Here is a 12,746-nt window from a genome sequence, read left to right on the forward strand (position 1 = left end):
GACGCGCAGTGGTCAGGCGGCTGTCGCAACGGTGCCGAGCTCTGGCGCCGCTTGAAGGGACAAGGCTTCAAGGGATCGCTGCGCGTCGTGGCGGAATGGACGACGCGACGGCGGCGTGCCGAGACTATCAGCCATCAACAATTGCAGAAGGTCCCCGCCGCCAGGACGATAGCGCAGCTGATGACGACGAAGCGCGACCACCTAACCAAAGCCGAGACCGTCACGCTTGCGGTCATCGAACAAAACGTTCCTATGCTGGCCGATGCCCAAGCTCTCGTTGGCCGCTTCCACGCGATGATCCGAAAGAAGGCCGAGATGGAGCTCGAACCTTGGATTGAGGAATCCAAGCGGAGCCTCATTGCCTCGTTCGCGAATGGCATTGCCAACGATAAGGGCGCGGTGCACGCGGCAATCACGCAACCATGGTCCAATGGCCAAGTGGAAGCTCAGATCACCAAGCTCAAGCTGGTCAAACGGCAGATGTACGGGCGCGCCAAGCTCGATCTGCTTCAAGCCAGGCTGATTGGCGCGCCATAAAAACAATCACGATCATCGAATATGCGTCAGAGCCCCTTTTGGGTGCCGATCACCCCGAAAACGGGGTCCTTATTCCATGCCGAAACACAATTCGTCGAGATATCGAGAACCAGGTCCGCAGTCTAATCAAAGAATACGGCTTGCTCTTCCCACGCGCGATCGGACTGCGGTTTCGCAATCAGGTCTGCGAGCTATTGGGCAAGGATCATCAGCTCCTCGGTGTGATCGCGCCGCTTCTGTCGATCCATGAGCAGATCTGCAAGCAGCAAAGCAAGTTCGACGACGAAGTCCGCCAATTGGCGAAGTCGGATGAGACGACGCGCCGCCTAATGACGGTTCCTGGTGTCGGCGTGGTGACCGCGTTGACCTTCCGCCATACGATCGACGACCCATCGCGCTTCCGATCGGCATCAAGCGTCGGCGCCTATTTGGGTCTTACGCCTCGACGCAACCAGTCTGGCGAAACTGACATCAATGGCAAGGATGGGGCGACCGTCTTCTCCGAACTTACCTGTACGAGGCGGCGACCGTCCTGCTTTATCGAACAAAGAAATGGTCCTCTCTCAAGGCTTGGGGCATGAAACTCGCCAAGCGGATTGGCATGCGAAAGGCAAAGGTCGCCATCGTGCGCAAAATCGCCCTCGTTCTTCACTGTATCTGGGTCGATGGCACATCTTTCGACTGGGGCCAGGCGAAGGAAGCCTCATCCGATCATGTAAAGTTCCTGGTCCGGTCTGCCGGACTGGCGATGTCCCGCTGGGACGGTGTTGTGGCGACCTCGTTCATTCGGCTGGTGGCGGCTTGACTGTACTCCGCTGCAGACGTTGAGGCGCCCGACCCGGACATCATCATGAGGCGCTCCGCGACCTCGGAAAGGACCATGACCCCAGCGAAGACATCAACAACCCCGGGCGATCCAATGCCTGGCCGGCAAAGCACGTATTAGCCGCGCCCGCGCCGTCTCCGCAACCCGGACCAGCTCCGACGGCGCGAGCACTACCACTGTGCCGTGGGCGAGTTCAGAAATGTAAGCTTGACAACAAACTGCAATTAAAGGGCCGAATGACAGATTACAGATCAGCGGTGCCCACGTCCAGCGAATGACCCAGGCGTATCCACGTCCCGCGGCCACCCTTTCGGCTGCTCACTCCGACCGCCCGGCCGGGTGTTTCAATCCTCAGGTTCAAATGGAATTTCCTGTCGATCCCATCAGCCCGACCAAGCTGTTCGTGACCATCAATCAGTGTCATCAGTGAACACTCATGTCGGCAGCCTCGCCGGCGCTTCGTCTGGCCCAACATACTTCTAGAGAGGGAGTGATCGTAAGCGTGGATCACACAATGAGAGCCGAGTCTGTTGTTCCGAACATCGACCGCTACGATCCCCGACCGCGCCCGCCGTCTCCCCTCGCGACCTGCGTTGGCGCGGCCGGCTGCAGCGTGAGGCCGTGTTCCCCGAGAACTTGGCGCGTCAGCGCGCCATTGATCTCGCGGGCGATCTCGTCGCGGATCTTGGCCCCGAGCTGCCGCTCGGCGTCAGCGTCGCCGTTCAGATGAAGATCAGTGAGCCGTTCCGTCAGTCGGCTCTCGAACTCCTCACCCATCGCATCGACGAGCCGATCCTGCATCTCTGCATGAGCTTCGGGCGCGATGCGGCGCAGCACCGTGTCCCAGGGTTGCCAGCTCGTTGCCAGATAGTCGGCGAATTCCGCCGCCTCCTTGCTTCGCACGACGGCCTCGGCGGTGGCAAGGTCATGTTCGTCCACGTGAGCCACACCGAAGTAGCGCATGGCTGGGGCGATGTGCTTCAGGTCCAGCCGGTCGCGCAGTTTGACTTGATATGCGAGATAGACCTCGATCTCGTCGACGAACCGGAGCGAGCTGACCTTGTCTCGGGCTATCCCGTCCAGCACGCCCAAACGGAACATGACCCGGCCTTGTTCGACGAGCTTGTCGAGGCGCCCGTCGTAGGCTCCCTCCTCGACATCAGCGTTCAGCCGTGCGGTCTGCATGTCGTTCCAAGCCAAAGTGATGCGATCCTGGCAGCTCGCGCTTGCTCCAATGGCCGACTGGAAGTACTGGGCGCGCAATCCCGGCCTGATCGCCGCCTGCCGCAGATCGTCTGCCACTCCCACCCGGAACTCGGAATTGCTAGAGTTCACCGTGTCCAGTAGCCTATCGAGGAAGCGAGCGTATTCTTTAGCACCCGGCTCTTCTGCGAAGGCTCGCCAGAGCGCTGCTGTGTTCGGTTCGTTTGGGAGCCAAGCCGCGACCGCCTCGCACAGAGGCCGCGCTTGATCTTGCGCCGCCCCGTCATGCACCGAGAAGAAGATCTGCGGTCCGGCATAGTCCTGGCTATTCAAGGTTGACGCCAAGTTCGTTAGCACCCGCTCCGGCAGCGGATTATTTTCTAGCTGAACGCGGCATTCCGAGCCCAGCTGCGTCGGCAACGTCTCGGGCAGGCTGGTCAGTTGGTTGTTCCTGAGGTCGAGCCGACGGAGCCCAGCCGGGAAGGCGGCAGGCAGACTGGTCACTTGGTTGTTGCTGGCCTCGAGCTGCTGAAGCGTTGGTGGCAGGGTATCGGTCAGACTGGTCAGCCGATTGTTGCTGAGGTTGAGCCGACGGAGCCCAGCTGGCAAGGCTTCGGGCAGATCGGTCACTTGGTTGTTGCTGGCGTCGAGCTGCTGAAGCGTTGCTGGTAGGGTATCGGTCAGACTGGTCAACCGATTGTTGCTGAGGTTGAGCCGACGGAGCCCAGCCGGGAAGGCGGCAGGCAGGCCGCTCACCCGGTTGCCGCTGACATTAAGATCTTGAAGTCCGGCCGGAAAAGCGTCGGACAGGCTGGTCAGCAGGTTGTTGCTGGCGTCGAGCCAGAGGAGGTTGGCCTGGCCCTCGATCGACAAACTACTCAGCCGATTGTGCATGATAGAGAGCCCCTGCATCTCTGGCGGCAGGACGGGCAAAGTGGTTAGCGCCAGAGATGCCAGATTCAGCGGCACGTGTACATCAGCCACTTCCTGCCAGGCTCTCACTCGGCTTACTGCCTCTCGCCGATCCTCCTGTTCGCCCTGTCCCGGTTCGGCGACCCAGCTTTCCAGCTGTCCTTGAGCCGGGGAAGGGCCGGTGGCCACCCTCAAGGCTTCGACCCACTGTGCTGCAGCCTGAGTGAGACCGCACAGGCAGCTTTGCCGGTGCCCACGTTCGGAAGTTTCGGAATCAATGCGGGCGCTTCGCTGGGTCTGTTCTGTATGCATAATTCTTCTTCTAAATGAAGGAAGTGGCGCCGGAGCGGCGGTTCTCTACCTTGATCGCCATCGCTACTGAGTGAGTACCGAGACATGATAAAGCAGGCTCCAAGACCGGGCTTGCCAACCTAGGACCGCCCGAACACGCTACCCATTCGTTCGCGGTCAGATGCAGCCGATCATAGTACGTTCGCGAAATTTGAGTCGTCCAATTGGTTGACATCCATCAAGGGCACATCCCATTCTCCTCCGCAGATCAAACTGGATCTGGCGGTCCAGGCAGCGGCGTCTCACCATAGCAGGCTTAGCTGTCCATGAGCTGACGAGCCGCAGGACAAGACGCCAGTGTGCCGACGGCCCTATCAATGGAGCCGCATCCATTCACTCGCGCAACGTCCCCTGCTGACGACATCCGATGCCATTCGTCGACCGAAAATCCGCATAGTTCTCGCGGATCAGATCGAGTGTTTGATTACATCCTGGGTTTCGGCCCGAGCGACAGCGGTAAGACCCATGTCGCGGTGGCTGTCGGACATGCCCTTATCGCGGTCGACGGTCTCGTCCAAAAGCCACCTGCTCGGCGCGATTTGTCGCGACCCACGCTCCTCTCGCCTCGACGGCTTCGATTGTCTAATCGTTGACCAGTAGGAACTCGATGCGGCCGAGACTCGGATCGATAACCAGCTCGGTTCTCTTGGTCGATTAGCCGTCACCTAAATGCAATGCGATCAGCTGCCCGTCGCCGGGGTTATGGTCCTTTCCGAGATCGCCAGCGCCTCATGATGATGTCCGGATCGGGTGGGTCATCCTCTGCAATGGCGGGCGGGCGAGCTCGCCACCAGTCGATTGACCGAGGTCGACCACCGTCTCAGCGGGACATCGCCGGCCCGGCGGACCGGGCCAGAAACTTGCAAATTAAGGCCGGGCCGGCGCGTGGCCCCAGTCAAACGACATGCCGTCGACGGAAATGCAGTGGAGGATCACAGAGATATTGTGCGCAATGGCGACGTTGCCTTTTCATACCGACACGCTTCGCGAGCTTTATTCCCAAGGCCTTCCGCGTTTCGCTGATGGTGAGCGGCGATTTCAGCGATGGTGAGCAGGCATTTCGCGCGATCGGCCGCGCCTTTGAGCTGATCTGCCGGCGCGTCAAACTTTTGTGAAATGCTCGGGCGAACTCGATGCAATGGTGAGCTTGCCATACCGAAGAAGGTCGGCAAAGGGAGCCGAATTCATTTTCCGCAGCTGACAATAGAAGGCTATCGGATCGAACGAGTTTCGCCAGGCGAGCGCTGAAGCGCTGCGCAATGTTGACCTGGAAGGCGTCACCCGACAGATCAATCACGCGTTGTACAGCCGCGACGGCCTGGCCTGGTGTAAAGGAGGGGGCTGAGACTGTAACCAGCCCAACAAATTCTTCGACTGTTCGGCGAGCTCTCTCACGCCGGCGAACCGGATCCTGCTCCGGCCACCCGGTAGAAAGGACCAGCATTTGTCATGGCGGTAATCCAAGCTTATCACGCCTCGTAAAGATATAGGAGTGCCTGAGGCAAGCGATGCCTCCCGACGGTATCGTTCCAGCGTCCTGTTCAGCTCGTAGCCAAAAAGCCGGCGGCGCCGCCCTGGAATGCCGGGAGATCGGCGCGACGGCCTTTCCGTTCTCGCCAAAATCCCGCACGCACGCCGGCTTGAGCTCGCTCGCAAGCGCAAGAGTGACCGGCTTGGCAACGAAATTGACGTGATCGTCTACGGTGAATTCGACGACGAAGTCGAACTCGAAGCCTATAAAGCGCACGAGCTTTACCAGGAGTCGATCCGGCAGTAGCTCTCGGAGCGGACTGACCTGAGCGAAGTCAATCCGCAACTTCGCGATGAACTTTGAGTAGATGCTTCCGTGGAGGTCATTAGCTTCGCGCGGATCGACGCTCGACGACTGGGGCAGAAGACACTCGATGTGCAGGAGATCGAGTGCGGCAACGCGGAAGAAGCTCTTCAGCTTGGCTCTGCCGGGGAGGCAAACCAACCGATCGAAGTCTGGTGTGGCCCACGGCGGCTCGGTCGCTTTGAGCCAGAGCGAAGGTAGTCGTCCGTGAACAAGGTTCTAAGCGATTGAGCAGGAGTCTCTTTTTCGGATTCGAGGCGGTTTGAGATTGCAGGGAATGGGAGGTTGAAGCCGCCAAACCCTGCAATTTCGCTTTTGGATTCCCTTTCCCTGCGGCCCATGATTCTGTGGTGCATCGGAGGGAACGATGCGGCCGAAGAAGCACAAGACGACGGGATCGAACGATCTGTTCCGGGCGCGGCTGGACCAGATCATCAATCTGAAGCACGAGTTGGTTGTGCTTGCCGGCAAGATCGATTGGGACTGGATCGACGGCGAGATCGCGCCGCTCTACAGCGAGAACGGCCGGCCGGGGATCGAGACCCGCTTCATGATCGGGCTGTTGTTGCTCAAGCATATCTACGGGCTGTCCGATGAGGGGGTGTGCGAGCGCTGGGTCCACGACCCTTATTTCCAGTTCTTCACCGGCGAAGAGTTTTTCCGGCACGCTTTCCCGCACGAACGCTCGGACCTGAGCCATTGGCGCAAGCGGCTCGGCGACAAGCTGGAGCTGCTGCTGGCCGAGAGCCTGCGGGTGGCGCACGAAGCCGGCGCCTTACGCAGCCAGGACCTCAAGCGCGTCACCGTCGACACCACGGTGCAGCCGAAGGCCATCACCTTCCCGACCGACGCCAAGCTGCTTCATGCGGCCATCCAGGGCCTCAACCGCCTGGCGAGAAGGCACGCCGTCAGGCTGCGGCAATCCTATTCTCGTGTGGCCAAGGCCGCTGCGATGATGGCGGGCCGCTACGCCCATGCCAAACAGTTCGGGCGGCATCAGCGGCAGTTGCGTATCCTGCGCAGCCGGCTGGGCCGGATCATCCGCGACATCCGTCGCAAGATCGAGGGCCAGCCAGCCCTCGAGGAGGCATTCGCGCTTCCGCTTGGCCGAGCCAGCCAGATCCGCTCCCAGCAGCAGCGCCAGCGCGGCTGGAAGCTCTATTCCTTCCATGCCCCGGAGGTGGAGTGCATCGGCAAAGGCAAGGCCTCAGCCCCTTACGAGTTCGGCGTGAAGGCCTCCATCGTCACCAACAATCGCCGAGCTCCCGGCGGCCTGTTCGTACTGCATGCCAGCTCGCTGCCCGAAAATCCCTACGACGGTCATACCCTGCGGAACGTCATCGACCGGACCGAGACGCTCACCGGATGTCCGATCGAGCGGGCCTATGTCGACAAGGGATACCGCGGCCACGATGCTCAAAATCCACGTCGCATCTTCATCTCCGGCCAAAAGCGCGGCGTCTTCGGCGTCATCAAGCGCGAGCTGCGCCGCCGCTCCGCCATCGAGCCCATCATCGGCCACATGAACACCGAAGGTCACCTCGGTCGCTGCTACCTCAAAGGCCGTGCCGGAGACGCCGCCAACGTCATCCTCTCAGCCGTCGGCCACAACTTCCGCCGCATCCTAGCCTGGCTCAGAGAACTCTTGTGCCTGTTCCTGGTCCGACTATGCCGCGTGCTGGCCGGTCCAGCCCCGCTCAATTCGCCTTCTTAACGGACGACAAGGTAAGCGAGACCGCTGCCGCCCCTCATTCTTGACCTTGGCCGAGCGTCGCCTTCATCAAGGCGAGCAACACATCAGCCAGCAAGAGACGGTGATAACCTAAACGTCGATCGTTATGGCTGCACGATGTGCCATCGCGGATAGGTGACGAGTACCGCGGATACGCACGGGCAAATGAGAACCCGTCAGCCCTACGTCGCTGGCGGGTTTTTCTTTAGGGACGCAGCCGAAGTCCTGCTGCTCGGCAGAGTGATCGCTTACCGCCTGAGAAGGACTAAAGGCAGAGCGAAACAGTGCAGGAACGTCGCAGGACAAGAGCGCGTCGAGACAAACGAGGTCGCCTACACTGGTTGGGTGGGGAGAACATCGAACGGTCGTACGATGACCAGCCGAGCCGTTCTGTAGGCCTCGCACCATCATTGCTCGCTTCGTGCCCCTATTGTGCCCCCGCTTTTTTGGGGCACATACTTGGAGAACCTTGCCGCTAAGTGGCTGATTTAGCTGGGTTAATGGTGGGCGCACAAGGGATCGAACCTTGGACCTCTCCCGTGTGAAGGGAACGCTCTCCCGCTGAGCTATGCACCCGAAACCATCATGCAGGCGGCCCGAGTTCGGCCACCGACGCTTTGGAGCCCGCGATTTAGAAGTGCGGGCCGAACGTGTCAAGTTTCGAGGCGCCCGAAGACGTTAAAAGCGGCCCGGAAACCTTCCGCAGACCGCGCAATTCGGCGGTCAGACCGTTTGGAGCCGCCTACGCGCCCTGCTGGCGGGCGCGGGAGGCGTGGGCCTGGAGCGCGCGGATGCGTTCGGCCAGTGTTCCGCCGCCTTCGGGCAGGGTGCCTGCGGCCGTGCCGTTGGTCGGGGCGTCATTGGCCGGGCGCGGCGCCGGCCTCGGCGGCTGGCCGGCCTCGGCCGCGAGCAGGGCCTCGATCGGCGAGTTCGGGCCTTCGAGCTGCATCGCGAGCTTGGCCACTTCGGCTGCGATGTCGTTGATGCGTTCGCGCAGCAGCGCGTTCTCCATCCGCTCGGTTGCCCAGGAGCTTTCGGCCTGCTGCTGGATCGCGTTGATGTCGCGCTGGAGCTTGGCGCGCTCGTCGCGGGCGGTGCGCAGCTGCTCCTCCAGCGCGGTCTTTTCCGCGCGGATCGATTCCATTGCGGCCGACGATTTGCCGCCGCTCAAGGCCGCGATCTCGACGCGCAGCTCCTTGATGGTGCGCTCGGAACTCTCATTGGCCTGGCGGAGCTGGTTGTTCTCATAGTCGCGCTCGGCGAGCAGCTTGCCCTGCGTGGCCAGGCGGCCTTCGAGATCGCCGACACGGCCCGACAGCATCTCGGCTTCCTTCACCTGCACGATGAGCTGGCGATCGAGGTCGGTGACGCGCTGGCTCAGATTCTCGACGCGGCCGCGGGCGTCGCCGAGCTCGCGCGAGGCGGTCTCGGATTCGGTGCGCTCCTGCGCCAGCCGCGCCTGCGTCGCGGCAAATTCCTTCTCGGCGTCGCCGACGCGGTTCTTCAGCTCCTCGATCTGCGCACGGACCGCGACCAGCTCGACCTGACGGCTCTCCGCCATCATCGAGCGGTCGGACAGTTCGGAATTGATCTTTGCGAGCTCGCCCTGCTTGTCCGTCAGCGCGAGCTCGGCGGCGCGCAGGGCTGCGGTCTTGGTGTTGAATTCCTCTTCGGTGGCGCGGAGCTGCTCCTTCACCGCCTTCTCGCGCGCTTCGAGCGCGAAGATCGTGGCGTTCTTCTCGCCGAGCTCGATCTTCATGCGGTTGATGGCGTCGCTCTTCTTGCCGAGCTCGGCGAGCTGGCTCGTGGTCTTGTTCTTGAGCTGGTCGACGCTCATCTCCAGCCGTCGCGCCGACATGGCGAATTCGGCGCGGAGCTGGTCCTTGTCGGCCTGGATCTCGGCCATCGACAACGGCGTGGCGGCCTCGAGCCGGCGCGTGGTCAGGCGCACGGCGCGGTTATGCACCAGCGGCACGATCGCGAGCCCGCACAGCATCGAGAGCAGGAAACCGATCGCCAGGTACATGATCGGTTCGACCATGGGCCAGAACTCCCAAAGCTAAGGAAAAATTTACCAAGGACATTGCATGCGGGGCCGGCAAAAAGCCAGCCCCGACATGTCGTTAACCTTGATCCGTCGCCGCAGGGGAAAGCGGGACGCTAGAACGGGTTCCAGGTCGCGCGCGGGGTGAATTTCAAATAGCCGATATTGGCTCCCAGCCGCAGGCCGAGGCCCGAGCGGATCGGCACCAGCACGATGTTGTTGGCAGTGAGTGCCGTCATGCCGAAGCCGCCGATGATGTAGGCCGAGCCGTCGAGGCCGGCGAAGCGCTGGTAGATCGCGTTAGTGGCGGGCAGATTATAGACCAGCGTCATGGTGCGCGCGCCGTCGCCACCCCAGTCGAAGCCGAGCGAGGGACCCTGCCAGTAGACCCTGAGGTCGCCGGCGTTCTTGGTGTAGAGCGTGCCTTCGCCGTAGCGCAGGCCGGCGACGAAGGCGCCGGACCCTTCCTCACCGAGGATATAGCCGTTGGGCAGGCCCCATTGGCTGACCGCCTTCTCGATGATCGAGGCGAGACCGCGCGAGACGTTGCCGAAGAATCGGTGGCCGGCGTTCACGAGTTCGTCCGGCCCATAGGTGCTGGGCGTCTGGGTCCGCTGCGGCGGCGGCAAATCGGGCGGCGGCGGCTGCTGGGCGGAAGCCGGAATGATCCACCCGACCATCGCGGCAAGCGCGACTGCGGCAAGGCGTGATGCGAAAGTCATAAAAGAACCCCTGGTATCGAATCCGGTCGCTTCCTTAACCTGACGCCAACAGGCACGGCTCTAGGTTGCGCCGGATGTCCCCTCGACTCGGATGTTATCCGCAGCAACTATGACGGCAGAACGGCAGGAAGCCAGCCCTTTGCGCCCCGGAATTGCCTTGATCGGCCTTCTGGTCTGCATGCTGTCGGGCATTTGGATCCTCTGCGCGGGGGTGCCGGCGCAGGCGGCCACCACCGAGCGGATCGTCGTCAACCGCTTCAGCGGCGTGGCGATCGAGGGCTTCGACCCCGTGGCCTATTTCGTCGCTGGCACGGCCGTGCAGGGAACGGCCGAATTCGAGGCGAACCTGTGGGGCGCAGTCTGGCGCTTTCGGAACGAGGGCAACCGGGCCTCTTTCCTGGCTCATCCAGAGGTCTACGGGCCGCAGTTCGGCGGCTACGATCCGGTCGATATCGCCCGCGGGGTCACCATCGCCGGCAATCCTCGTTTCTTCGCGATCGCGGCGCAGCGGCTCTATCTGTTCAGCCGGGAAGCCAATCGCGACGGCTTCGCCGCCAACCCCGAGCGCTTCCTCTACGAGGTGGGCAAGCGCTGGCCGGCCCTCCAGGACAAGCTCAGCCAGTAGCGCCCTTACGACGTCAGACTCTTGCCGCCTGCGGGTCACCCCAGGCGATGAACTCCGGGATGATGAAGCCGCCATCGTGCCGCTCGCCGAAGCGGAGCGCGCCGCCCTTGCCGTCGGTTACGCTGCCGCCGGCTGCGATCACGACCGCGTAGCCGGCCCCGACGTCCCATTCACACGTGGGCCCGAAGCGGGGATAGATGTCGGCACTGCCTTCCGCGATCCGGCCGAATTTCACGGCCGAGCCGACCGTCTTCCTGACGGCGTTGGGGCGGTGATCGATGAAGGCCTCGGTTCGGGGATCTCCATGCGAGCGGCTCACCGCGGCGATCCAGGGCTCGCCGAGGGGCGGCAATTTGCGGGTATGGATCGGCTCGGCGGCGCCGATCGTCGCGCCGTCGAACCTGACGCGCTCGGCGCCGCGGCCGACGATGCCGCGCCAGAGCAGCCCGAGTGCGGGCGCGCTGACGATGCCCAGCAGCGGCACGCCCGATGTCACCAGGGCAAGGTTGACGGTGAACTCGTCGCGCCCGGCGACGAACTCCTTGGTGCCGTCAAGCGGATCGATCAGGAAGAAGCTGTCGCGGAACGGCGGCGAGGCGAGCTGGGTCCGCTCTTCCGAGAGCGTCGGGATCTCGCCCGCAAGCTGCGCCAGCCCGTCCGCGATGATGCGGTCGGCGGCAAGGTCGGCCTCGGTCACCGGCGAGCCGTCCTGCTTGCCGTCGACCCGCATCGCCGCGCGGTTGACCGCGAGGATGGCTTCGCCCGCCTTCACCACCAGCGCGGTGAGCGGCTCCATCAGGTGGGAGGCGGCCGCGCCGTCGATGATCCGTTTCACCTGCATGCCTCATTCATCGGCAATTCCATCCCTGCTCGAGTGATTCGCCGCGGCATTAGGGCCGGTTCGAACCGATCGCAAGCTAGCTGCCATGGGCTTGCGAATGTTAGAACCTGCGGCATTCGTCAAGCATGCTTGATTCGCCGCGTCCGCGCCGTGCAATTCCAGGAACCCTTTATGTCTGACGCTTCGTCACCCGCTACCGTTGCCGCTCCAGATGCGCTCGAACTCGCTGCGCTGCTGTGCTCGCGGGTCTGCCACGATCTCATCAGCCCTGTCGGCGCCATCGTCAATGGGCTCGAAGTGCTCGACGACGATCCCAAGCCCGACGACCGCGAGTTCGCACTCGACCTGATTCGCAAGAGCGCGAAAACCGCCTCCGCCCGCCTCCAGTTCTGCCGTCTTGCCTTTGGTGCGGCCGGCTCGTCCGGCGCGCAGATCGATCTCGGCGATGCCCAGACCATGGCGCGCGGCCACATCGAGGACGGCAAGTGCTCGATCACCTGGAATCTGCCGCGGATCCTGCTGCCGAAGAATCGCGTCAAGCTGTTGCTCAACATGCTGGTCGTTTCGCAGCACACGATCCCGCGCGGCGGCACGCTGACGATCGATCCGATCGGCGAGGGCGAGACGATGAGCTTCCGCATCACCGCGACCGGACATAATGCGCGCCTGCCGCAGAACATCTCCGAGCTCCTGAGCGGCGAGCGCGGCCCGGCCGCGGATGCGCACGCGATCCAGCCTTATTATACGCGGCTGTTGGCAGAGGCCTGCGGGCTCACCGTGAGGCTCGCGCATGAAGGCGAGGCCATCACCATTATCGCGTCGTAGACACGTCGCCGCTCCCAAACGTTAATCGAATCTTTACAAGGCGCTTCGGCTTGTCCGGAGCGCCTTATCTATTTGTTGATTCCGTTCTTTTCCACATACTCAACCATTATTAAACGCTTTGCGGTGAAGCTGGCCCCATTCCGAATTGGCGCATCACGTCTTGTGTGCGCGCCCTCCCTGTATGAAGGCCTGTTTTCATGGATGATCTGTTGCGGGAGTTTTTGACGGAAACCAGCGAGAGCCTGGACACCGTGGACAATCAGCTGGTGAAGTTCGAGCAGGAGCCGAACAACG

General features: G+C 62.4%; 12 protein-coding genes and 1 tRNA gene. 7 read left to right on the plus strand and 6 right to left on the minus strand.

What is annotated here, in order from left to right; all coding sequences use genetic code 11:
* The 3 genes from IVB48_RS14865 to IVB48_RS14875 all read left to right on the plus strand — a co-directional run.
* Positions 1 to 537 (plus strand): transposase (locus IVB48_RS14865; RefSeq protein WP_247399043.1); only part of this gene is annotated, 537 nt, incomplete at its 5' end.
* Positions 538 to 575: 38 nt separating this feature from the next.
* On the plus strand, positions 576 to 1,118 hold the full coding sequence (locus tag IVB48_RS14870) for a transposase (protein WP_247400558.1): 543 nt from the start codon (positions 576 to 578) through the stop codon (positions 1,116 to 1,118).
* Positions 1,115 to 1,342, plus strand: coding sequence for a hypothetical protein (locus IVB48_RS14875; RefSeq protein ID WP_247282074.1), 228 nt, complete (start codon positions 1,115 to 1,117; stop codon positions 1,340 to 1,342). Before IVB48_RS14870 ends, IVB48_RS14875 begins: the two co-directional genes overlap by 4 nt.
* A 570-nt stretch (positions 1,343 to 1,912) precedes the next feature.
* Here the strand turns inward: IVB48_RS14875 and IVB48_RS14880 are convergent.
* Both IVB48_RS14880 and IVB48_RS41360 read right to left on the minus strand, forming a co-directional pair.
* Positions 1,913 to 3,790: an NEL-type E3 ubiquitin ligase domain-containing protein gene (locus tag IVB48_RS14880; RefSeq protein ID WP_247282075.1), complete on the minus strand. Its 1,878-nt coding sequence runs from the start codon at positions 3,788 to 3,790 to the stop codon at positions 1,913 to 1,915.
* Positions 3,791 to 4,724: 934 nt separating this feature from the next.
* Entirely contained in the window at positions 4,725 to 5,126 is a 402-nt protein-coding gene (locus tag IVB48_RS41360; RefSeq protein ID WP_346658404.1) for a hypothetical protein, read from the minus strand.
* A gap of 282 nt (positions 5,127 to 5,408) precedes the next feature.
* Here IVB48_RS41360 and IVB48_RS14890 point away from each other — a divergent pair, with 282 nt between their 5' ends.
* Together IVB48_RS14890 and IVB48_RS14895 are read left to right on the plus strand one after the other, a co-directional pair.
* Complete coding sequence (locus IVB48_RS14890) at positions 5,409 to 5,606, plus strand: Dabb family protein (protein ID WP_247282076.1); 198 nt, start codon at positions 5,409 to 5,411, stop codon at positions 5,604 to 5,606.
* A gap of 424 nt (positions 5,607 to 6,030) precedes the next feature.
* Positions 6,031 to 7,377, plus strand: coding sequence for an IS5 family transposase (locus tag IVB48_RS14895; protein WP_247399529.1), 1,347 nt, complete (start codon positions 6,031 to 6,033; stop codon positions 7,375 to 7,377).
* A 519-nt stretch (positions 7,378 to 7,896) separates the two neighbouring features.
* Here IVB48_RS14895 and IVB48_RS14900 read toward each other — a convergent pair.
* From IVB48_RS14900 to IVB48_RS14910, 3 genes are all read right to left on the minus strand, one after another.
* Positions 7,897 to 7,971, minus strand: a tRNA-Val gene (locus IVB48_RS14900).
* Positions 7,972 to 8,137: 166 nt separating this feature from the next.
* The gene (locus tag IVB48_RS14905; RefSeq protein WP_247359232.1) at positions 8,138 to 9,436 is read right to left on the minus strand and encodes a hypothetical protein; all 1,299 of its coding nucleotides are present in this window, start codon (positions 9,434 to 9,436) and stop codon (positions 8,138 to 8,140) included.
* A 119-nt stretch (positions 9,437 to 9,555) separates the two neighbouring features.
* Positions 9,556 to 10,161 (minus strand): DUF1134 domain-containing protein, encoded by a 606-nt coding sequence (locus tag IVB48_RS14910; RefSeq protein WP_027565201.1) that lies wholly within the window; start codon positions 10,159 to 10,161, stop codon positions 9,556 to 9,558.
* Between the two features lie 139 nt (positions 10,162 to 10,300).
* On the opposite strand from IVB48_RS14910, the gene IVB48_RS14915 reads away from it, so the two are divergent.
* A complete protein-coding gene (locus IVB48_RS14915) occupies positions 10,301 to 10,786 on the plus strand; it encodes a YHS domain-containing (seleno)protein (RefSeq protein ID WP_247400560.1) in 486 nt (161 codons plus the stop codon).
* Positions 10,787 to 10,799: 13 nt separating this feature from the next.
* Here IVB48_RS14915 and IVB48_RS14920 read toward each other — a convergent pair whose 3' ends face one another.
* The gene (locus tag IVB48_RS14920) at positions 10,800 to 11,627 is read right to left on the minus strand and encodes a 3'(2'),5'-bisphosphate nucleotidase CysQ (protein WP_247400562.1); all 828 of its coding nucleotides are present in this window, start codon (positions 11,625 to 11,627) and stop codon (positions 10,800 to 10,802) included.
* A 171-nt stretch (positions 11,628 to 11,798) separates the two neighbouring features.
* On the opposite strand from IVB48_RS14920, the gene IVB48_RS14925 reads away from it, so the two are divergent.
* Complete coding sequence (locus IVB48_RS14925; protein ID WP_027565198.1) at positions 11,799 to 12,452, plus strand: histidine phosphotransferase family protein; 654 nt, start codon at positions 11,799 to 11,801, stop codon at positions 12,450 to 12,452.
* Positions 12,453 to 12,746: the final 294 nt, after the last annotated feature.

The organism is Bradyrhizobium sp. 76, from assembly GCF_023073025.1.
Lineage (GTDB): Bacteria > Pseudomonadota > Alphaproteobacteria > Rhizobiales > Xanthobacteraceae > Bradyrhizobium.

Excerpts from the sequence above, each read along its gene's own strand:
- IVB48_RS14910 (WP_027565201.1), bottom strand. The coding sequence starts at position 10,161 with ATGACTTTCGCATCACGCCTTGCCGCAGTCGCGCTTGCCGCGATGGTC.
- IVB48_RS14905 (WP_247359232.1), bottom strand. The coding sequence starts at position 9,436 with ATGGTCGAACCGATCATGTACCTGGCGATCGGTTTCCTGCTCTCGATG.
- IVB48_RS14895 (WP_247399529.1), top strand. The coding sequence starts at position 6,031 with ATGCGGCCGAAGAAGCACAAGACGACGGGATCGAACGATCTGTTCCGG.
- IVB48_RS14880 (WP_247282075.1), bottom strand. The coding sequence starts at position 3,790 with ATGCATACAGAACAGACCCAGCGAAGCGCCCGCATTGATTCCGAAACT.
- IVB48_RS14920 (WP_247400562.1), bottom strand. The coding sequence starts at position 11,627 with ATGCAGGTGAAACGGATCATCGACGGCGCGGCCGCCTCCCACCTGATG.
- IVB48_RS14890 (WP_247282076.1), top strand. The coding sequence starts at position 5,409 with ATGCCGGGAGATCGGCGCGACGGCCTTTCCGTTCTCGCCAAAATCCCG.
- IVB48_RS14925 (WP_027565198.1), top strand. The coding sequence starts at position 11,799 with ATGTCTGACGCTTCGTCACCCGCTACCGTTGCCGCTCCAGATGCGCTC.
- IVB48_RS14875 (WP_247282074.1), top strand. The coding sequence starts at position 1,115 with ATGAAACTCGCCAAGCGGATTGGCATGCGAAAGGCAAAGGTCGCCATC.